At 57.9% G+C, this 19,797-nt stretch carries 21 protein-coding genes; 18 read left to right on the top strand and 3 right to left on the bottom strand.

Features of this window, described 5'->3' with window-relative positions:
- Positions 1-62 precede the first annotated feature (62 nt).
- The 15 genes from trpS to QZ862_RS20170 all read left to right on the top strand — a co-directional run bounded on the left by trpS (position 63) and on the right by QZ862_RS20170 (position 14,411).
- Positions 63-1,127, top strand: a complete 1,065-nt coding sequence (trpS, locus tag QZ862_RS20240) for a tryptophan--tRNA ligase (protein WP_296101546.1) — start codon at positions 63-65, stop codon at positions 1,125-1,127.
- A 170-nt stretch (positions 1,128-1,297) separates the two neighbouring features.
- A complete protein-coding gene (locus tag QZ862_RS20235; protein WP_296101545.1) occupies positions 1,298-1,789 on the top strand; it encodes a universal stress protein in 492 nt (163 codons plus the stop codon).
- A gap of 215 nt (positions 1,790-2,004) precedes the next feature.
- Complete coding sequence (locus QZ862_RS20230; protein ID WP_296101544.1) at positions 2,005-2,568, top strand: NifU family protein; 564 nt, start codon at positions 2,005-2,007, stop codon at positions 2,566-2,568.
- 136 nt (positions 2,569-2,704) lie between these two features.
- A complete protein-coding gene (tsaB, locus tag QZ862_RS20225) occupies positions 2,705-3,373 on the top strand; it encodes a tRNA (adenosine(37)-N6)-threonylcarbamoyltransferase complex dimerization subunit type 1 TsaB (protein ID WP_296101543.1) in 669 nt (222 codons plus the stop codon).
- A gap of 90 nt (positions 3,374-3,463) precedes the next feature.
- On the top strand, positions 3,464-3,958 hold the full coding sequence (locus QZ862_RS20220; protein WP_296101542.1) for an N-acetyltransferase: 495 nt from the start codon (positions 3,464-3,466) through the stop codon (positions 3,956-3,958).
- A 69-nt stretch (positions 3,959-4,027) separates the two neighbouring features.
- Positions 4,028-4,456, top strand: a complete 429-nt coding sequence (locus QZ862_RS20215; RefSeq protein WP_296017649.1) for a Fur family transcriptional regulator — start codon at positions 4,028-4,030, stop codon at positions 4,454-4,456.
- Positions 4,457-4,490: 34 nt separating this feature from the next.
- Entirely contained in the window at positions 4,491-5,291 is an 801-nt protein-coding gene (locus tag QZ862_RS20210; protein WP_296040768.1) for a lysophospholipid acyltransferase family protein, read from the top strand.
- A gap of 89 nt (positions 5,292-5,380) precedes the next feature.
- Entirely contained in the window at positions 5,381-6,778 is a 1,398-nt protein-coding gene (miaB, locus tag QZ862_RS20205; RefSeq protein WP_296101541.1) for a tRNA (N6-isopentenyl adenosine(37)-C2)-methylthiotransferase MiaB, read from the top strand.
- A 47-nt stretch (positions 6,779-6,825) separates the two neighbouring features.
- Positions 6,826-7,884: a PhoH family protein gene (locus QZ862_RS20200; RefSeq protein ID WP_296101540.1), complete on the top strand. Its 1,059-nt coding sequence runs from the start codon at positions 6,826-6,828 to the stop codon at positions 7,882-7,884.
- A gap of 10 nt (positions 7,885-7,894) precedes the next feature.
- Entirely contained in the window at positions 7,895-8,401 is a 507-nt protein-coding gene (gene ybeY / locus QZ862_RS20195) for an rRNA maturation RNase YbeY (protein ID WP_296101662.1), read from the top strand.
- Positions 8,402-8,418: 17 nt separating this feature from the next.
- Complete coding sequence (locus QZ862_RS20190; protein ID WP_296075369.1) at positions 8,419-9,555, top strand: hemolysin family protein; 1,137 nt, start codon at positions 8,419-8,421, stop codon at positions 9,553-9,555.
- Between the two features lie 421 nt (positions 9,556-9,976).
- Positions 9,977-11,566, top strand: coding sequence for an apolipoprotein N-acyltransferase (lnt, locus tag QZ862_RS20185; protein ID WP_296021381.1), 1,590 nt, complete (start codon positions 9,977-9,979; stop codon positions 11,564-11,566).
- A 141-nt stretch (positions 11,567-11,707) separates the two neighbouring features.
- Positions 11,708-12,127 carry a helix-turn-helix domain-containing protein gene (locus QZ862_RS20180; RefSeq protein ID WP_296021382.1) on the top strand — a complete coding sequence of 140 codons (420 nt, stop codon included), beginning with the start codon at positions 11,708-11,710 and terminating at the stop codon, positions 12,125-12,127.
- A gap of 173 nt (positions 12,128-12,300) precedes the next feature.
- Positions 12,301-13,566: a methionine adenosyltransferase gene (gene metK, locus QZ862_RS20175; RefSeq protein ID WP_296021384.1), complete on the top strand. Its 1,266-nt coding sequence runs from the start codon at positions 12,301-12,303 to the stop codon at positions 13,564-13,566.
- Between the two features lie 146 nt (positions 13,567-13,712).
- Positions 13,713-14,411: a tRNA (guanosine(46)-N(7))-methyltransferase TrmB gene (locus tag QZ862_RS20170; protein ID WP_296101539.1), complete on the top strand. Its 699-nt coding sequence runs from the start codon at positions 13,713-13,715 to the stop codon at positions 14,409-14,411.
- 2 nt (positions 14,412-14,413) lie between these two features.
- Here QZ862_RS20170 and QZ862_RS20165 read toward each other — a convergent pair whose 3' ends face one another.
- Complete coding sequence (locus QZ862_RS20165) at positions 14,414-15,169, bottom strand: DeoR/GlpR family DNA-binding transcription regulator (RefSeq protein ID WP_296101538.1); 756 nt, start codon at positions 15,167-15,169, stop codon at positions 14,414-14,416.
- Positions 15,170-15,271: 102 nt separating this feature from the next.
- Here QZ862_RS20165 and QZ862_RS20160 point away from each other — a divergent pair, with 102 nt between their 5' ends.
- A complete protein-coding gene (locus QZ862_RS20160; protein ID WP_296101537.1) occupies positions 15,272-15,859 on the top strand; it encodes an NUDIX domain-containing protein in 588 nt (195 codons plus the stop codon).
- 55 nt (positions 15,860-15,914) lie between these two features.
- On the opposite strand, the gene QZ862_RS20155 is transcribed toward QZ862_RS20160, so the two are convergent.
- Together QZ862_RS20155 and QZ862_RS20150 are read right to left on the bottom strand one after the other, a co-directional pair.
- Positions 15,915-16,814, bottom strand: coding sequence for a ribokinase (locus tag QZ862_RS20155; RefSeq protein WP_296101535.1), 900 nt, complete (start codon positions 16,812-16,814; stop codon positions 15,915-15,917).
- A 150-nt stretch (positions 16,815-16,964) separates the two neighbouring features.
- Entirely contained in the window at positions 16,965-18,161 is a 1,197-nt protein-coding gene (locus QZ862_RS20150; RefSeq protein WP_296021395.1) for a DNA recombination protein RmuC, read from the bottom strand.
- Between the two features lie 140 nt (positions 18,162-18,301).
- Here QZ862_RS20150 and def point away from each other — a divergent pair, with 140 nt between their 5' ends.
- Positions 18,302-18,814 (top strand): peptide deformylase, encoded by a 513-nt coding sequence (gene def / locus QZ862_RS20145; protein ID WP_296040739.1) that lies wholly within the window; start codon positions 18,302-18,304, stop codon positions 18,812-18,814.
- Positions 18,815-18,864: 50 nt separating this feature from the next.
- Complete coding sequence (gene fmt / locus QZ862_RS20140) at positions 18,865-19,797, top strand: methionyl-tRNA formyltransferase (RefSeq protein ID WP_296073874.1); 933 nt, start codon at positions 18,865-18,867, stop codon at positions 19,795-19,797.

Below are 19,797 nucleotides of genomic sequence, written 5' to 3'. Positions count from 1 at the left end.
ATAAGCGCGGGCCACATAACAGCGCGGGGCAAGGCCCTCCACAAGCCTTTTCGAGGACGATCATGAACGCATTCAAGCCGCTGGTTTTCTCCGGGGTCCAGCCGACCGGTAATCTCCACCTCGGCAATTATCTCGGTGCTATCCGCAAATTCGTCGCCCTGCAGGAAGACAATGACTGCATCTACTGCGTCGTCGATATGCATGCGATTACAGCGCAGCTCGTCCATTCCGACCTGAAGGCGCAGACACGCTCAATTGCTGCCGCCTTCATCGCGGCAGGCATTGATCCGGTCAAGCACATCGTCTTCAACCAGTCGGCTGTACCGCAGCACGCCGAGCTTGCCTGGGTATTCAACTGCGTGGCGCGCATCGGCTGGATGGAGCGCATGACCCAGTTCAAGGACAAGTCCGGCAAGAATGCCGAGCAGGTCTCGCTGGGACTGCTGGCCTATCCAAGCCTGATGGCGGCGGATATTCTTGTCTACCGCGCCACCCACGTACCGGTCGGCGACGACCAGAAGCAGCATCTGGAACTTGCCCGCGACATCGCCCAGAAATTCAACATCGATTTCGGTGATCATATCCGCAAGGCAGGTCTCGGCCTCGACACCACCGTCGGCGACGAACCTGTCCATGCCTATTTTCCGATGGTGGAGCCACTGATCGGTGGTCCGGCACCCCGCGTCATGTCCCTGAAGGACGGCACAAAGAAGATGTCGAAGTCCGATCCGTCCGACCTGTCGCGCATCAACCTGATGGACGATGTCGATGCGATCTCCAAGAAGATCAAAAAGGCAAAGACCGATCCCGACGCGCTGCCAAGCGAAGTCGAAGGCCTGAAGGGCCGCGCCGAGGCAGAGAACCTCGTCGGAATTTACGCAGCGCTCTCCGACAAGACCAAGGCGGACGTGCTTGCCGAATTCGGCGGCCAGCAGTTCTCGGCTTTCAAGCCGGCCCTCGTTGATCTCGCGGTCAACGTGCTTGCGCCGATCAACAGCGAGATGCGCCGCCTCCTCGACGATGTCAGCCATATCGATGCGATCCTGAAAGATGGCGGCGAGCGCGCTGGCGCCATCGCTCAGAAAACGATGGACGAAGTCCGCGACATCATTGGCTTCCTGCGCTGATCTTTGGATGCTTCTCGTCACGCGGCGAGAAGCTTTCTCTTGATGCTGAGGTTTCGCCTCCCTGCATCGACCCTCTTGGAAAATCGATTCCGCTTTGCGTCTTGATGCGATAAGCTCCGCCCGAACCGGCGGGTGAAGCGTCATACCACGGCGGAAATAGGGAGTGCTGAATGGTTTCAAAACGGCTGTCGCGCCTGGAAGGGCATCGGCGAAAATTTTTGGTTGTCATCGATGGCACCCCGGAATGCGAAAGAGCCGTGCATTATGCCGGTCGTCGCGCCAAGAACTCCAACGGCGCTCTCGTGCTCCTTTACGTCATTCCCGAGGGGGACTTCCAGCAGTGGCTGGGCGTCGAACAGATCATGCGCGCCGAAGCCCGTGAAGAAGCCGAAGCGTCTCTGGCAAAGGTGGCGCAACGTGTGCGCGAGACGGTCGGCATAGAGCCTGAGGCGGTGATCCGCGAAGGCAATGCAGCCGATCAGATCCACGGACTGATCGAAGAAGACCGCGATATCGCCATTCTGGTTCTGGCTGCCGGCTCCACCAAGGATGGACCAGGCCCGCTCGTCTCTTCAATCGCGGGGCGTGGCGCAGCCTTTCCCATTCCCGTCACGGTCCTTCCGGATACGCTGACCGATGAGGAAATCGACGCTCTCTGCTGATGACCCTCTGACTATCGCCGCCAGTCCTCTCGCTGTCCTCGCAAGAATCCAGTTCGGCTTTGATTAAAACGGGTGTAGAACAGCCTCGGAGATTTCTTGAACGGGATTGTCATGTCAGGGCTTGAAGTCGCTCTTCGTCCGGCATATTTTGGAAACATTCTAAATTACGGGGCTATGATGCCCCGATCCGAGGCCTTGCCTCGAAGGAGATCGAAATGTTCATTCAAACGGAATCCACGCCAAACCCGTCGACGCTGAAGTTCTTACCCGGCAAGGTGGTTCTGGAAAGCGGCACTGCGGAGTTCCTGAGCGCCGAACAGGCGCAATCCTCTCCGCTTGCGGCTACGCTGTTTGAAATCCCCGGCGTGACCGGCGTCTATTACGGCTTCGATTTCATCACCGTGACGAAGGATGGTGCCGAATGGCAGCACCTGAAGCCCGCAATCCTCGGCTCGATCATGGAACACTTTATGTCTGGTCGCGCGCTGATGGGCACGGCTATCCATGCCGAGATTTCCGACGAGGAGGAAGAGTTCTTCGAGGAAGGCGATGAAACCATCGTGGCCACCATCAAGGAACTTCTCGAAACCCGCGTCCGTCCAGCCGTGGCGCAGGATGGTGGAGATATTACCTTCCGTGGTTTTCGTGATGGCACCGTGTTCCTCAACATGAAGGGTGCATGCTCCGGCTGCCCGTCCTCCACGGCGACGCTGAAGCACGGCGTGCAGAATCTGCTCCGCCATTTCGTGCCGGAAGTGCAAGAGGTTGAGGCTGTCTGATAGACGGCTGAACCCATATATCGATGGTTAGGCGAGGCGCGTGACCGCGCCTCAATTCATATGCGGCATCTCGACAAGCGTCGTTGGTCTCGCTGATCGTTCGCTCTGAGTACATGCATAAGGTCCTGCTTTTCAGATGATCATTTTGTCCATCGATACATCCGGAGTGGATTGCTCGGCCTGTGTTTACGATAGCGAAAACGATGTTGTCCTGGGCGAAGTAACGGACAACATCGGCAAGGGCCATGCCGAATTGCTGATGGGCATTATCGATGGTGCGCTTTCCAAAGCTGGTCTGGCGCTCAACGCTGTGGAGCGTCTGGCTGTCACCATCGGCCCCGGTTCTTTCACCGGCATTCGAGTGGGTGTCGCGGCCGCACGCGGCTTTGCACTCTCGCTTGGTGTCGAGGCGTTGGGCATCACGACGCTCGAGACGCTTGCTGCCGATTACCTGCAGCAGCATCCAGGGCGGCCTGTCGCGGTCGGTCTCGATGCCAAGCGTGGCGAATGCTATCTCCAGATCTTCGCAGCCGATGGCGCGCCTCTGACGGAGGCCGCACTGGTGTCTCTCGACGATGCAAGGGAAACGCTTGCCGGTTTTGACGGTGCGATCGTGGGCTCCGCAGCACCTCTCTTTGCCGGAGAGGAAACCGGATCGGGTCCAGACCACTTTCCGATCGCCATCGTGGCGCGTGTCGCTGCGACGAAGCCCGCCCATCAGCCGAAGCCCGCACCGCTCTACCTACGTGGCCCCGACGCCCGACCGCAATCGGGATTTGCGCTGGAGCGGCTCTCACCAGCCTGACAGACTGCCATTATTCCCCGTCGAAAATCGATTTCGATTTGCTGGCTGATGCTGTAGCCATCTTGCATTCAAGGCGGATGATTCCCTGCAATGTTCGACGACTATCTGAGCTGGAAACCCTTTTTTGAGATCGTGCCGATGGCGCATAACGATTGCGCTGACGTTGCCGAGCTTCACACGTCCCGTTTTCCTCAGGCATGGAGCGAGAGCGAGTTTTCCAGTCTCCTATCGCAGAAAAGCGTCTTCGGCGCGGTCGCGCGCCAGACCAACGCGTTTTTCAGCCAGCCGCTTGGCGGCTTCGTCCTGTCTCGTGAGGCGTGCGGGGAAGCTGAAATTCTGACCGTGGCCGTCGGCGACAAGTTTGCCGGTGCCGGGCTTGGATGGCGCTTGATGCAGGCTGCCATGCGCGAAGCGCTGATGCGCGGTGCCGAAACCATGTTTCTTGAGGTGGATGGCGCCAACGGGCCTGCCGTGCATCTTTACCGCAAGCTTGGCTTCAAGACGGTCGCGGAACGCAAAGCCTATTACACGGCCAAGGATGGGACGAAATCCACAGCGCTTGTCATGCGGCGCGATCTTCGATAGTTCCGGTGACATTGAAACTCTCTGCCGCCAGTATGGCGGACCAACGACGCATCCAAAGGCCTGATTATCGTGGTAGACCTTTCGAAAACCCTTGAAGACATCTGTGCGGAGCGCGGCATGCGCATGACCGACCAGCGACGGGTCATTGCCCGCGTTCTTCAGGAGTCGGAAGACCATCCGGATGTGGAGGAGCTGTATCGCCGCTCATCCGCGGTCGATCCGAAGATTTCGATCTCTACCGTCTATCGCACCGTCAAGCTGTTTGAAGACGCAGGCATTATCGAGCGCCACGATTTCCGCGATGGCCGTTCGCGCTACGAGACCGTGCCTGAAGAGCATCACGATCATCTGATCGACCTGAAGAACGGCGTGGTGATCGAGTTCCGTTCTGCCGAAATCGAAGCCTTGCAGGAAAAGATCGCCCGCGAGCATGGGTTCAAGCTCGTCGATCACCGTCTCGAACTCTACGGCGTTCCGCTGAAACCGGAAGAGCGTTGAGGCGACGATCCATGGCCACGAAGCGGAGGCGGCGATGACGTGGCTTCGGATTGCCTATGCGGTTTTCGTTCTTTCCATTGTCACCGTGGCGCTGTTGCCCCTGCAATTGCTCGGGCTCTGGCTAGACTTACCGATCCGCCGCCGGATACCGCGCATATGGCATCGGTTCGCCTGTCGATCGATCGGCATCAAGGTCCATGTCCACGGCGCCCTCGAGACCGAAAGACCTTTGCTCCTGATCGCCAATCACGTGTCCTGGAAGGACATCCTGGTGCTGGGCAGCGTTGCGGATGTCGCCTTCATCGCCAAGACCGAAGTGCGCGACTGGCCGATTTTTGGCAAGCTGGCGCGCCTGCAGAAAACCGTCTTCGTCACTCGCGAACAGAAACGCAGCGCAGGCGTGCAGGTGAACGAGATCGCCGAAAGGCTTGCGGGCGGTGAGATCATCGTGCTCTTTCCCGAAGGCACGACATCGGATGGTAATCGGCTTTTACCAATCAAGTCCTCGTTGTTCGGTGCAGCATCCAGTGCCGCCGACCAGGTGCCGAGCAACCTCGTTCATGTGCAGCCGGTGGCTATTGCCTATACCGGTATCCAGGGCATGGCGATGGGACGTTACCACAGACCGGTTGCCGCCTGGCCGGGCAGTATTGGCTTGCTGCCGTCACTGGCGGGTCTCGTAAAGGCCGGGGCGATCGAGGTTGACGTCACCTTCGGGGAGGCGATCCCCTTTGCCAAGGGCGACAATCGCAAGGCGCTCAGCCTCGAAGCCACCAAGGCACTTCGCAACATGCTGAATTTCAGCCTGCGCGGCGGTTGGCGAAAGCCGCGATAGGGCTTGAATGTCCGCATTGAGGACCTGCGCGCGCCGGTTTCTCGCATTTTTCTATTTAATTGGTGCGCAAAAATCATTAGATACGCGCCATGACCCAGGACACGCTCGGCCTCGACGCCACCACGACCGCTTTGGCTCAAGCAGCCAACAGCCGCAAGGTCTTTATCAAGACCTATGGCTGTCAGATGAACGTCTACGATTCCGTCCGCATGAGCGATGCTCTGGCAAAGGATGGCTACGTTCAGACCGAGGATATGAGCGAGGCCGATCTCGTTTTGCTGAACACCTGTCACATCCGGGAAAAGGCGGCGGAAAAGGTTTACTCCGCGCTTGGGCGTCTGCGCGACATGAAAAAGTTGCGCGAGGAAGAGGGCCGCGAATTCGTCATCGGCGTCGCCGGTTGTGTGGCCCAGGCCGAAGGCGAAGAGATACTGCGCCGTGCGCCCGCCGTCGATGTCGTTATCGGTCCGCAGACCTATCATCGCCTGCCGCAGGCGCTTGCGCGCGTTCGCGACGGCGAGCGGGTGATCGAGACCGATTATGCGGTCGAAGATAAGTTCGAGCATCTGCCGGTGGCCGAAAAGGCAAAGCTTCGCTCGCGCGGTGTGACGGCGTTTCTCACCGTTCAGGAGGGCTGTGACAAGTTCTGCACCTTCTGCGTAGTCCCTTACACCCGAGGCTCCGAGGTCTCCCGTCCTGTCAGCCAGATCCTCGACGAGGCGATGAAGCTCGTGGATGCCGGAGTGCGTGAGATCACGCTTCTTGGGCAGAACGTCAACGCATGGCGCTCGACGGGTCCGAAAGGCGAGCAATGGGGACTGGCAGAGCTTCTCTATCGCCTGGCCGAAATTCCCGGTCTTGCACGCCTGCGCTACACGACGAGCCACCCACGCGACATGGATGACCGCTTGATCGAGGCGCATCGCGATCTGCGTGCCCTGATGCCCTATCTGCATCTGCCCGTACAGGCAGGGTCCGACCGCATTTTGAAAGCCATGAATCGCCGCCATACCGGCGATGAATATTTGAGGCTGATCGAAAGAATTCGTGGCGCCCGCCCTGATATCGCCATGTCCGGCGATTTTATTGTCGGCTTCCCCGGCGAGTCGGATCAGGACTTCGAAGACACGCTCGCCATGGTGGAAGCGGTGAAATACGCGCAGGCCTTCTCGTTCAAATATTCGACGCGCCCAGGGACGCCGGGCGCCGATCTGACCGATCAGGTGCCGGAAGATGTGAAGGCCGCGCGGCTTGAAAGACTACAGGCGCTGCTGTTGAAACAGCAGAACGACTTTGCCCAGTCGCTCGTTGGAAAGACCATGGAAGTCTTGCTGGAAAAGCCTGGTCGTATGCCCGGACAGCTGATCGGCCGGTCTCCGTGGCTTCAGTCTGTAAATCTTGATGCAAACGACATGAAAATCGGTGACATTATTCATGTACGAATCACTGCGACCGGTCCAAACAGCTTGTTTGCCGAGGTGGCATAGAGTTAGAGTTGGGAACCGGAACTGACCTCGGACAGGAGCCTGACCGCTTGAACGCACACGAATTGGCCTCACCTTCATCGCGCCAGCCACGCTCACCCGCGACCGACGCCAATCACTTCGTCCTCACGTTCGAGAATAACAGAATAGCAGGAGAGCTATTCGGTCAGTTCGATCAAAACCTGAAATTGCTGGAGCAGCGGCTCAACATCGATGCCCGCCCACGCGGCAATTCAGTCGCGATTACGGGCGACATGGTTGCGACCAACCAGGCCCGGCGCGCGCTGGATTTTCTCTATCAGCGCCTGTTGAAGGGTGGCACAGCCGAACTTTCCGATGTCGAAGGCGCAATCCGCATGGCGGTCGCAGCAGACGACCAGTTGACCCTGCCAACGATGGAGCGCAAAGCCAAAGTGTCGATGGCCCAGATTTCCACCCGCAAGAAGACAATTGCCGCCCGCACGCCGACACAGGATGTCTATATGCGGGCGCTGGAACAGTCTGAACTCGTCTTCGGTGTGGGACCGGCCGGTACCGGCAAGACCTATCTGGCCGTCGCCCATGCCGCACAGCTTTTGGAGCGCGGCGCGGTGGATCGCATCGTTCTGTCTCGCCCAGCCGTCGAAGCGGGCGAGCGTCTGGGCTTCCTGCCGGGCGACATGAAGGAAAAGGTCGATCCCTATCTTCGTCCGCTCTATGACGCGCTTTACGACATGATGCCGGGGGATAAGGTGGAGCGTGCCATCCAGGCAGGCGTCATCGAAATCGCACCGCTCGCCTTCATGCGTGGCCGCACGCTCGCCAATGCTGCCGTTATCCTCGATGAGGCGCAGAACACCACGACCATGCAGATGAAGATGTTCCTGACGCGTCTGGGTGAAAACGGTCGCATGATCGTGACCGGCGACCCGAGCCAGGTCGACCTTCCGCGTGGCGTAAAATCCGGTCTGGTAGAGGCCCTGCAAATCCTCGGTGATGTCGAAGGCGTCTCCGTTGTTCGCTTCAAGGACGTCGATGTCGTGCGTCACCCGATGGTGGCGCGTATCGTCAAGGCCTATGAATCGCACACGGCTGTGCCGGATGAGAGCCTTCCGAGACAAGGTTATTGAAGCCGAGACGATGACGGTTCTGGATATTCAAATCTCTGTCGAGGCGGATGACTGGCCCTCGGAGGAAGAGCTTTTTGCCTTCAGCACCAAAGTGCTGGAGGCCACTGTCTCCTATCTGAGAAAAGAAGAGCAGCAGCCGTTTCCCGGCATGCCGGTAGAGGTGTCGCTGGTTTTCACCGATGACGCTGCGATCAAGGACATAAATGCGCAGTGGCGCAGCAAGGATAAGGCGACGAACGTCCTGTCTTTTCCTGCCTTTCCCCTGGAGCCGGGCGGGATGCCGGGGCCGATGCTTGGCGACATCGTTATTGCACATGAAACTGTCATGCGCGAAGCCCTTGATCTTGAGAAGAGTTTCGAGGATCATTTGACCCATCTGCTGGTGCATGGATGTCTGCATCTCTTTGGTTATGACCATATGGAAACCGAAGAGGCGGAAGAAATGGAAGGTCTTGAGACTCGCATTCTGGCGTCTCTTGGCCTATCTGACCCTTACGCGGGCCAGGAACCGCTTTGATCGAACTGTTTGGGACAATGAACGAACATTCTGCAAGACCGCCCCAAGAGGGCAAAGACGCCGGGGAACAATCCTCATCGGAGGAGGGCAGTAGTCCGTTACGACAGGACTACCAAGCAAAGCCCCGCTCCTCCATCTGGTCGAGAATTTCCCGGATATTGAAGCCGTCGCAGGGCGAGCGTCTTCGTGAAGACCTGACCGATGCGCTGATGACCGATACCGATATCGGCGCTGCCTTTACGCCCGACGAGCGGGCGATGCTGAACAATATTCTCCGCTTCAGAGAAGTCCGGGTCGAGGACATCATGATCCCCCGCGTCGATATAGACGGGCTCGATCAGGAGACCACGATCGGTGAAGCGATGATCCGCTTCGAGGCGACGGGCCGCTCCCGCATGCCGGTCTATGACGAGACGCTCGACGATCCCAAGGGCATGATCCACATTCGTGATCTTCTGTCCTATGTGGGCAAGCAGGCACGCAACAAGCGCCGCGGCGGCACGCGCACGCCTGCCAATGGTGAGGCTAAGGCGACGCGCACACCCCGCTCCAACTTCGATCTCTCCCGCGTCGATCTCGAAACGACGTTGGCCGAAGCCGGGATCATTCGCAAGATCCTGTTCGCGCCACCCTCCATGCTTGCATCCGATCTCTTGAAGACCATGCAGGCGCAGCGCACCCAGCTCGCGGTGATTATCGACGAATATGGCGGCACCGATGGGCTCGTCTCCCACGAAGACATTGTGGAGATGGTGATTGGCGACATCGACGATGAGCACGACAAGGACGAGGCCATGTTCGTTCGTGTCTCTTCCGACGTTCTGATTGCAGATGCGCGCATCGAACTGATGGAGCTGGCTGAGGCGATCGGCCCCGAGTTCGACGTCCGTGAGCATGTCGAGGAGATCGACACGCTGGGCGGTCTCGTTTTCTTCGCGCTCGGTCGCATCCCGTCCAAGGGCGAGATCGTTCGCGCCGTTCCAGGCTTCGAGTTCCACATTCTCGATGCCGACAGCAGGCGCATCAAGCGCGTCCGCATCCGTCGCGATGAATCGTCGATGGGCGAGGACGATCAGGCTCCGGCCGCAGTGGTGACAGGCGAGATGATCGCACTTCCGGCACCGTCCGATAATTCCGATAAGGCCGCTGTGTAACGGCTTCGATCCGGGAGTAGCCGGGTCGAAGCTTCGCTCCTTGGTCGCTGCGGCACGGGGAGCGCCGCGCGTTGTTGGTACGTACGCAAGACGCTCTGAAGCGTATTACGTGCTTGCACGCTGACTAGACGTTGAATCTCTGGATCCATGTATCGGCCCGAAAATCGCTTCCGATTTTCGGGCCGATACTGTCTTGCCTGTAAGGATTGTGATCTGTGCAGGCCCGGCAAGGTTGCGCTGTGGACGTTCGTTTTGTTTTGAAGTAAGCCGGAAATGCAGGCCGTATAATTGTTCGGCGTCCAGCAAACAAAGTGCGATCAGCGGGCTTTCGCGCTGGCCGGATTTTGGAGGCAAGTCAGTTCTGGTATCCGCTTCTCGTCTTGCGTCATTGAACGGTGCCCCTCAAGGAGATTGATACTGCATGGAGCGGCTCGCGGGCACGATCATGTTGAGCAGTGGCTTCAACCGGATTCTCATTGCTTTGATAGCGGGCGCCATCGGCGCGCTTGCCCTGCCTCCCGTCGGGTTTTTCGCCAGCCTCTTTGTCTCTTTCACCCTCTTGGTCTGGTTGATAGACGGCACCACTGGAAGCCCTGATGGTGGTCTGCTTTCGCGCACGTTCAAGGTATTTCTGCTCGGTTGGATATTCGGTCTCGGCTACTTCGTGGCAGGCCTCTGGTGGCTTGGAAATGCCTTGCTGCTCGAAGCGGATGAGTTTGCCTGGGCACTGCCGCTGGCGATCCTGGGTCTGCCAGCCTTTCTCGCGCTCTTCTACGGCCTTGCTGTCATGATGGCCAATAGTCTCTGGTCCGATGGCTGGGGCAGGATCGCCGCTCTTTCTGCATCCTTCGGACTGGCCGAGTGGCTGCGAAGCTTTGTCGCCACGGGCTTCCCGTGGAACGCGGTCGGTTACGGTCTTATGCCTGTACCGTTGATGATGCAGACCTCCAACCTCATCGGTATCTTTGGCATGTCGATGCTGGCGGTCTTCATCTTTTCCAGCCCGGCACTGCTTGGAACCCGTCGAGGCATGGTTTCCGGTCTATCGCTTGCGTTCCTGCTTCTGGCGGGACATGTAGGCTACGGCCTTTACCGCATGCATCAGCCATTGCCGGAGATTGCTGACGTAACCACGATCCGCATCGTTCAGCCCGGCATCGATCAGTCGCGCAAGATGCTGAATGCCGATCGGGTCGAGATCTTTCAGGAGCATTTGCGTCTCTCCGCACTGCCGCCATCACCGGGCAAGAAGCGACCGGATATCATCGTCTGGCCGGAAACCTCCGTCCCGTTCATTCTGACCCAGAACCCGGATGCGTTGGAAGAAATCGCCAAGACGCTGGACGACGGCCAGATTCTACTGACGGGCGCCGTGCGAATGGAGGATGCCGGCGCTGGTCATCCACCGCGATACTATAATTCCGTCTATGCCGTGGATGGTCAGGGGCAAATCATTGGAGCGACGGACAAGGTTCATCTCGTCCCCTTCGGCGAGTATGTGCCGTTCGAGGATGTATTGCACCGCCTCGGCATTGAGAATCTCATAAGCTTGCCAGGTGGCTTCTCGCCGGCGCTCAGCCGAACCCCAATCACATTGCCGTCGGGAAAGAAGCTCTACTCCTTTATCTGCTATGAAATCATCTTTCCCGATGATGTACCGGCGGATATCGCCTCTTCCGAAGCGATCCTGAATGTCACCAATGACGGATGGTTCGGTGACACACCTGGGCCCTATCAACACTTCCAGCAGGCAAGAGTGAGAGCGGTCGAAACGGGTCTGCCAGTGATTCGCGCCGCTAACACTGGCATTTCCGCCATGATTGACCCGTTAGGTGGTATCGAGGCTGGTCTTGATTACGGTCAAACGGGCATAATCGATACGACCTTAAGTGGTGCGGCCATCGACGCATTGAATGGCGAAGCCCGCAAAACGAACTTTTGGTTGTTCTTTATAACAATGTTCGCAGTCGCTTTGATTTCTCGGCATGGTTTAGCTGGTCGCAAGAATTGACCCAAAACCCCTAAAATTGCATAGTGTGATTGTGGGGTAGTACAACGCATGTGATATGACGGCGTGTTGCACTGATCTAAGCCACAAGGCTTTTCGTTAAGGTGTAACAAGCCACCGACAACAGGATGTCAGGACTAACATATGACCGAAAATAAGAAGAAGCCGAACCCGATCGACATTCACGTCGGAAGTCGCATCCGGCTGCGCCGCACGATGCTTGGCATGAGCCAGGAAAAGCTGGGAGAAAGCCTCGGAATTACCTTTCAGCAGATTCAGAAATACGAGAAGGGCACCAATCGCGTCGGCGCCAGCCGTCTTCAAAACATTTCAGCCATCCTGAACGTACCGGTTTCCTTCTTCTTCGAAGACGCGCCGGGAGAACAGTCTGCCTCTGCCTCCAGTTCTGCGGAGGCATCGAGCTCCAACTATGTGGTTGATTTCCTGTCTTCTTCCGAAGGGCTGCAGCTAAACCGCGCCTTTGTGAAAATCAACGATCCCAAGGTACGCCGTCGCATTGTCGACCTGGTCAAAGCGCTCGCTGCTGAGGGCGACACTGACTAAGCTCCATACATTAGCTTAGAACATTTTGAACGGCCCTACGGGGCCGTTTTTTATTGTCTGTTAGGAACAATGGAATATCGATATAAAGATATATTTATGTCGTTCTGTCCTTGTTTTTTTGTCGTAGAATGACTAACACAACGCTCAGTCACGTTCTTTGAGGGGAATCCCGCATGCGCGCCAACTACCTGTTCACCAGCGAATCCGTTGCTGAAGGTCACCCAGACAAGGTTTGCGACCGAATTTCCGATGAAATCGTCGATCTGATTTATCGTGAAGCGTCCAAGACCGGCGTTGACCCATGGACCGTCCGCATCGCCTGCGAGACGCTCGCCACCACCAACCGCGTGATCATTGCGGGCGAAGTGCGCGTTCCCGATACGCTGCTGAAGAAGGATAAGGATGGCAACGTCGTCAAGGATGCCGCTGGCCATCCGATGATCAATCCTTCCAAGTTTAAGTCCGCAGCGCGCAAGGCCATCCGCGACATTGGCTACGAGCAGGACGGCTTCCATTGGAAGACGGCGAAGATCGACGTGCTGCTGCATCCGCAGTCTGCCGATATCGCCCAAGGCGTCGATAACGCCTCCGACAAGCAGGGCGACGAAGGTGCTGGCGACCAGGGCATCATGTTTGGTTACGCTTGCAAGGAAACGCCGGACCTTATGCCGGCGCCGATCTATTATTCTCACCGCATCCTTCAACTGCTCGCCAACGCCCGCAAGAGCGGTGAAGGCGAAGCCGCCAAGCTCGGCCCCGACGCCAAGAGCCAGGTGACCGTCCGCTACGTAGACGGCAAGGCCGCTGAAGCCGTGTCCATCGTGCTTTCCACTCAGCATCTGGACGCTAGCTGGGATTCCAAGAAGGTTCGCGCAGTCGTCGAACCTTACATACGCGAAGCGCTTGGCGATCTGAAAATTGCCGACGACTGCAAGTGGTACATCAACCCGACGGGCAAGTTCGTCATCGGCGGTCCTGATGGTGACGCCGGCCTGACTGGCCGCAAGATCATCGTTGATACCTATGGTGGCGCAGCACCTCACGGCGGTGGCGCATTCTCCGGCAAGGACACCACCAAGGTCGACCGTTCTGCAGCCTACGCCGCGCGTTATCTGGCTAAGAATGTGGTTGCTGCCGGTCTCGCCGACCGCTGCACCATTCAGCTGTCCTACGCCATCGGTGTGGCTCAGCCGCTGTCGGTCTATGTCGATCTGCACCAGACGGGCAAGGTCAGTGAAGACGAAGTCGAAGCCGCCATCCGTAAGGTTATGGACCTGTCGCCATCGGGCATCCGTCGTCACCTCGACCTCAACAAGCCGATCTATGCAAAGACCGCATCCTATGGCCATTTTGGCCGCAAGGCTGGCCGCGACGGTTCCTTCTCCTGGGAGAAGATCGACCTCGTCAAGCCGCTCAAGGAAGCGCTCAAAGCCGCTTGAGCCCAACGGTTCGAAACATAGCTTCCCTTACTCCGGTCTTGCCATGGGCGAGTGTTTGGGGGATAGGTCTGAAAACTTTGAAACCCGCGCAATACCGATGAAACGGTAAGGTGCGGGTTCATCTATTTTGCTTGAGAGAGTTCACTATGACGGAAGAGCGGCGTTCACGATCGACGGAAGCGTTCTATGGCAGGCGCAAGGGCAAGCCGTTGCGCAACCAGCAGGTGGAAAGCATCGAGAGCCTTTTGCCGCTGTTAAAGGTCGATCTTGCAACACCGGCGCCGAAGCCGTTGGCCGCACTGTTTCCGGCTGACGTCAAATCCATTCGTCTCGAAATCGGCTTTGGCGGTGGCGAGCATCTGGTTCATCGCGCCGCTGAAAATCCGGCGACGGGTTTCATCGGCGTCGAACCTTTCGTCAATTCCATGGCGAAGCTTCTCGGTGCGGTTAAAGAGCGCGAGTTGATGAACATCCGCCTCTATGACGACGATGCTACTCAGCTTTTGGACTGGCTTCCAGATGCATGCATCGATCACATCGATCTGCTGTACCCGGACCCCTGGCCGAAGAAGAAGCACTGGAAGCGCCGTTTCGTCTCGGATGTCAATCTGGCCCGCTTCCATCGGGTGTTGAAGCCCAAGGGCAAGTTCTGCTTTGCCTCTGACATCGATACCTACATCAACTGGACGCTGCAGCACTGCGCCCGCCATGGCGGCTTCGAGTGGACGGCCAAGACCTCCGCTGACTGGCTGACGCCCTATGACAACTGGCCGGGAACGCGCTACGAGAACAAGGCAAAGCGCGAGGGGCGAAGCTCTGCCTACCTCACCTTCCTTAAAGTCTGATCTCAGGCTTTTAGAATCGCTGGTCCCGTCACGCTGTATTGCTCGAGCAACTTGTCTGGCACGTCGGCATCCACGACGATGGTCGCAATCTCTTCCAATGACAGGATGAGATAGGGCGATGCCGCGCCGATCTTGTCCTGCGTCGCGACCAAGATCGTCTCGGCGCATTGTCGGGCAATTAGCCTCTTGATTGCCGCTTCTTCGCGGTTTCCCGTCGTGGCGCCGGTCTCGGGATGGATACCGGTTGCTCCTAGGAAAAACAGATCAGCGCGAATGCCGGAAATGGCCTCGGCGCTTGCCGCACCCATTGACACGATCGAGTGCTTGAAAAGCCGCCCGCCAATCAACTCCACCTCGACCGACGGATGTTGCGCCAATTCGACGGCAATGCTCGGACTATGGGTGATGATCGTCGCCTCCAGTTTCGGTGGCAGATTGCGGGCAAGCTGGAGATTGGTAGTGCCGCCGTCGAGAAAGACGATCTGTCCCGGCTTGATCAATCCGGCTGCTGCCCGGCCAAGCTTCTCCTTGGCGGAGGACGCCATCTGTTCGCGCACATGATAATCGGCAATGGCGGGTGAAGATGGCAGCGCACCTCCGTGGACCCGTTGCAACAAACCGTCCTTCGCCAGTTCGCGCAGATCGCGGCGAATCGTATCCTCGGAGACGCCGAGTTCTTCCGCGAAGCTCTTTGCAACGATCCTCCCATCTCGCCTTAGAACGTTCTGGATGAGGGTCTTGCGTTCCAATGTCAGCACTTAACTCAATCCTGTTGCACGAAATTTCTTGACTCTGCACGAAAATACACGAAATTGCTCGTACGTCCAATATCCGTTGGATCTAGCCGCAGGGAAAACTTCATGAGTATCGCGCATCGCATTAAGGTGCAGGACGTTCAGGTCCTTTCCAATGATTGGTATCTCCTCAAGAAGACGACTTTCTCCTTCTTGCGAGAAGATGGCACATGGCAGAAGCAATCGCGGGAAACCTATGATCGCGGCAATGGCGCGACGATCCTTCTCTACGATTTAGCACGCCGCACGGTGATCCTGACGAAACAGTTCCGCTATCCGGCCTTCGTTAACGGCCATGACGAGCTTCTCATCGAAACCCCGGCGGGCCTTCTGGACAATGCAGAGCCGGAGGCGCGTATCCGCGCAGAGACGGAGGAAGAGACGGGCTTCATGGTCCGCGATGTCCGTCAGGTCTTCGATGCCTTTATGAGCCCCGGATCCGTTACCGAGCGGCTACATTTCTTCGTCGGCGAATATCAACCGGGAGACAGAACCTCAGCCGGTGGCGGTAATGTCGAAGAGGGCGAAGAGATCGGCGTCATGGAAATGGGGATAGACGATGCGCTGGCGATGATCGCCTCCGGTACCATTCGCGATGGCAAGACGATCATGCTGCTGCAATATGCGGCGCTCAATCTGTTCAAGGACGCTTGATCGGATGATACCGGCAGTTGCCCACATTTGCTTGGCACCCGCCGCTCTTGATCCGTTACAACTTTTGATCCACTTCGGCGGCGACGGGAATAGAGGGTTGGGCGCCTTCACGAGTGCAGGCCAGCGAACCGGCAACCGCCGCACGGCGCAAGGCCTTTTCGAAGTCCATTCCGGCATCGAGACTTGCAGCGAGATAGCCGCAGAACGTATCGCCTGCACCCACAGTATCGACGGGCTCGATCTTGAGGCCCATGGATTTGAAGAGCTTGCCGTTACGAATGGCAATCACACCCTCGGCACCCAGAGTGACGATCAGGGTCTGGCCTGTCTCTACGTGCAGTGCGGCCAGTTCTTTCTCCCGATCCGCAGCCGAGAGACCGCTCTTGCCGATCAGCAGTTCGAACTCCGTTTCATTGGCGATGACGATCGTCGCAAGTCGTGACAAGCGGGCTGCATCTGCGGTCAAAGGAGCCGTATTGATGATCGTCGTCACGCGCTTGGCTTTCGCAGCTTTCAGTGAAGCCTCGATCGCATCGGCTGGAATTTCAAATTGCAACATCAGCGTATCGCCCTCGGCCATTTCCGAGACAGCGCGCTCGGCATCCTGTGGCGAGACCGTGCCGTTGGCCGCGGGAATGACCGAGATCATGTTCTCGCCGCCCTCACCAATCAGGATAACGGCTGTTCCAGTCGGCTCGGCCACCGTCTTCACCAGCGAGAGATCGGTGCGCGCATCACGCAGCAGCGTGAGTGCGGGGGCTGCAAAGGTATCGTCACCAATGGCACCCGCCATCTTCACGTCCGCCCCGGCGCGACTCGCCGCAAGCGCCTGATTGGCACCCTTGCCGCCAGCTGCCGTGGAAAAGCTTCTGCCGGTGACCGTCTCGCCCGGCTTCGGCAAGCGTTCGGAGGTGGCGACGAGATCCATGTTGATGGAGCCGAAAACAGTAATCATGCGAGGCTGATCCAAAGGACGAAGTTGATATAGTCGGATATTGCTACAGCATCGGTCCGAAAATCGGAAATCGAATTTGCGCTGGCTACGGCCTGTCGCGATCTTTCAGATGCGCTCCCTACGCTTCAGATCCTCTTTTTGCCGTGCCGATTACTCGTCATCCACAATGCGAAGCTTTGCGGCCCCTGCACGGGCTTCAGCAATGCGGCGCTGATGCTCCACTTCCGCATGCGGAAGCTCCGTGGTGCTTGCGGAAAAATCGAGGCTTTCGATCTTGCCGCCACGCGCCAAGACTTTTTCCGACGAGGTCAGCATCATTTCCACGTCCCGCTGCGCCTGGCCGAAATGCGTCTGAAGCTTGCGGGTGCGCTCATCCAGACGTCGCACATCGTCCATCAACAGCGCCACTTCGCCCTGGATCAGGTGAGCTTGCTCGCGCATCCGCTGATCCTTCAACACCGATTGAATGACCTGGACCGACAGCATCAGGAGAGACGGTGACACGATCACCACACGGGCGCGGTGGGCACGCTGCACCAGATACTCGAAATGCTGGTGAATATCGGCAAAGATCGATTCCGACGGCACGAAGATGAAGGCGGTGTCCTGGGTCTCGCCGGCGATCAGATACTTCTCCGCCACATCGCGAATATGAACTTCCATGTCCCGGCGGAACTGCTGGGTCGCAGCGCGCTTTGCCTCCGGCGATTCATCCGCCTTCAAGGCGTTCCAGGCTTCCAGAGGAAATTTCGCGTCGATCACCAGCGACGGCGCATTGTTCGGCATCTTGATGATGCAGTCCGGTCGAAAGCCGTTCGAAAGGGTTGGCTGAAGCTGGTAGGTACCAGAGGGCAGCGCATCGGCAATCAACGCTTCCATGCGGGCCTGTCCAAAGGCGCCGCGTGTCTGCTTGTTGGAAAGAATCGCTTGCAGCCCGATGACGTCCTTTGCGAGGTCCTGGATATTTCCCTGCGCGGCATCGATGACCGCGAGCCGCTCCTGCAGCTTGCTCAGGTTCTCATGTGTTGAACGGGTCTGTTCGGTCAGCGTTGTGCCGAGACGCTGAGACATGCCATCCAGCCGCTCGTTCAACGTCTGGCTCATCTCGTTCTGTCGTGCGGAGAAGGCCTCTGCCATGGCAGCGATGCGGCCTTGCAGTTCTGTCTGGGTTTTCAGAAGCTCGGTAAGCTCTTCGCGCGGCTGATCCGGTGTTGCCGGTTTGCGCAGGAGGAAGAGGACAGCCACAAGTCCGGCAAAAGCCAGAACGAGCAGCATCGCGCCGATCGAGATACTGACCGTTCCGACGCTGAAAGCCGTTTGACCGAGGGCATTGAGATCGATGTTCATGGCGCAATCTAGCAGAGTTATTCTGATTCGTACAAAACAAGAACATGTCCACGGCGAAAATGAGTCGGCTATCCAGTCTCAGCGTTGAATCGACCGTATTTTTTCGTTTCCTCGGTTGATGAGATGGGTTATGGGAAGCCATGACGATCAAGCCTCTTATCATTTTGCCCGATCCGCTGCTGCGCCAGCAGTCCAAGCCTGTCGAGACTGTGGATTCGGAAATCCAGCGTTTGGCAGACGACATGCTGGAGACCATGTATGACGCGCCGGGAATCGGCCTCGCCGCGATCCAGATTGGCGTTGCCCGCCGTATGCTGGTGATCGACCTGTCGCGCGAAGACGAGGAAAACAAGCCGCAGGTCTTCATCAATCCGGAAATCCTGAAAGTTTCGGATGATGTCTCGACCTATGAAGAGGGCTGCCTCTCCATTCCGGATTACTATGCCGAGGTCGAGCGTCCGGCCTCGCTGACAGTTGGATATATTGATCGCAATGGCAAGCAGCAGACGATAGAGGCCGACGGTCTTCTTGCGACCTGCCTGCAGCATGAAATCGACCATCTGAACGGCGTACTCTTCATCGACCATATCTCGCGTCTGAAGCGCGACATGGTCATCAAGAAATTCACCAAGCTGGCCCGCGCCAAGGTCTGATTCGCCCGGCGAGAGGCCCTTCGATATCAGCAGCAGGGCAGGGGGCAAAAATGGCTCTTCGCATCATATTCATGGGAACGCCGGAGTTTTCGGTCCCCACACTGCGCGCTCTGAAAGAGGCGGGCCACAATGTGGTTGCGGTTTATACCCAGCCGCCGCGCCCAGGCGGACGCCGTGGGCTGGACCTGCAAAAATCCCCTGTGCATCAGGCCTCTGAGCTTTTGGGAATACCGGTTCTGACCCCGCTGAATTTCAAGGCGGACGACGATCGCAAGCAATTTTCCGATTTCGATGCCGATGTTGCCGTGGTTGTCGCCTATGGTCTTCTTCTCCCCGAGGCGATTTTGAATGGCACGCGCCTTGGATGCTATAACGGCCATGCATCGCTTCTGCCACGCTGGCGGGGTGCAGCCCCCATTCAGCGCGCCATCATGGCAGGCGATGCCGAGACGGGCATGATGGTGATGAAGATGGAAAAGGGGTTGGATACCGGCCCCGTGGCGCTGACAGCGCGTGTCTCCATCGATGAAAACATGACGGCTGGCGAGTTGCATGACGCGCTCATGCTGAAGGGCGCGCGATTGATGCGCGACGCCATGGCAAAGCTCGAAAATGATGATTTGCCGCTCACGGTGCAGGCCGAGGAAGGCGTTGTCTACGCCGCCAAGATCGACAAGGCGGAAACGCGGATCGATTTCTCCCGCCCCTCGCAGGATGTCCACAACCACATTCGCGGTCTGGCGCCTTTTCCAGGCGCCTGGTTTGAACTGGAGATCGGCGGCAAACCCGAACGCGTCAAGGTATTGGCAAGCGAACGAGCAGAGGGCATGGGCGAGGCAGGTTCGGTCTTGGACGATCAATTGACGATTGCCTGCGCCAGTGGGGCGGTCCGTCTCACCAAACTGCAAAAGGCAGGTGGCAAGCCAATGCTGGCTGCAGATTTTCTGCGCGGAACGCCTGTTTCTGTCGGAACGAGGCTGTAG

It is taken from the genome of uncultured Agrobacterium sp. (assembly GCA_913777615.1).
Taxonomy (GTDB): domain Bacteria; phylum Pseudomonadota; class Alphaproteobacteria; order Rhizobiales; family Rhizobiaceae; genus Agrobacterium.
The sequence above is the reverse complement of the archived record's forward strand: the minus strand, read 5'-3'. Positions and strand labels throughout refer to the sequence as shown.

Coding starts and splice junctions, on each gene's coding strand:
- trpS (WP_296101546.1), top strand. CDS start 63: ATGAACGCATTCAAGCCGCTGGTTTTCTCCGGGGTCCAGCCGACCGGT.
- QZ862_RS20235 (WP_296101545.1), top strand. CDS start 1,298: ATGGTTTCAAAACGGCTGTCGCGCCTGGAAGGGCATCGGCGAAAATTT.
- QZ862_RS20230 (WP_296101544.1), top strand. CDS start 2,005: ATGTTCATTCAAACGGAATCCACGCCAAACCCGTCGACGCTGAAGTTC.
- tsaB (WP_296101543.1), top strand. CDS start 2,705: ATGATCATTTTGTCCATCGATACATCCGGAGTGGATTGCTCGGCCTGT.
- QZ862_RS20220 (WP_296101542.1), top strand. CDS start 3,464: ATGTTCGACGACTATCTGAGCTGGAAACCCTTTTTTGAGATCGTGCCG.
- QZ862_RS20210 (WP_296040768.1), top strand. CDS start 4,491: ATGACGTGGCTTCGGATTGCCTATGCGGTTTTCGTTCTTTCCATTGTC.
- miaB (WP_296101541.1), top strand. CDS start 5,381: ATGACCCAGGACACGCTCGGCCTCGACGCCACCACGACCGCTTTGGCT.
- ybeY (WP_296101662.1), top strand. CDS start 7,895: ATGACGGTTCTGGATATTCAAATCTCTGTCGAGGCGGATGACTGGCCC.
- QZ862_RS20190 (WP_296075369.1), top strand. CDS start 8,419: ATGAACGAACATTCTGCAAGACCGCCCCAAGAGGGCAAAGACGCCGGG.
- lnt (WP_296021381.1), top strand. CDS start 9,977: ATGGAGCGGCTCGCGGGCACGATCATGTTGAGCAGTGGCTTCAACCGG.
- QZ862_RS20180 (WP_296021382.1), top strand. CDS start 11,708: ATGACCGAAAATAAGAAGAAGCCGAACCCGATCGACATTCACGTCGGA.
- metK (WP_296021384.1), top strand. CDS start 12,301: ATGCGCGCCAACTACCTGTTCACCAGCGAATCCGTTGCTGAAGGTCAC.
- QZ862_RS20170 (WP_296101539.1), top strand. CDS start 13,713: ATGACGGAAGAGCGGCGTTCACGATCGACGGAAGCGTTCTATGGCAGG.
- QZ862_RS20160 (WP_296101537.1), top strand. CDS start 15,272: ATGAGTATCGCGCATCGCATTAAGGTGCAGGACGTTCAGGTCCTTTCC.
- QZ862_RS20155 (WP_296101535.1), bottom strand. CDS start 16,814: ATGATTACTGTTTTCGGCTCCATCAACATGGATCTCGTCGCCACCTCC.
- QZ862_RS20150 (WP_296021395.1), bottom strand. CDS start 18,161: ATGAACATCGATCTCAATGCCCTCGGTCAAACGGCTTTCAGCGTCGGA.
- def (WP_296040739.1), top strand. CDS start 18,302: ATGACGATCAAGCCTCTTATCATTTTGCCCGATCCGCTGCTGCGCCAG.
- fmt (WP_296073874.1), top strand. CDS start 18,865: ATGGCTCTTCGCATCATATTCATGGGAACGCCGGAGTTTTCGGTCCCC.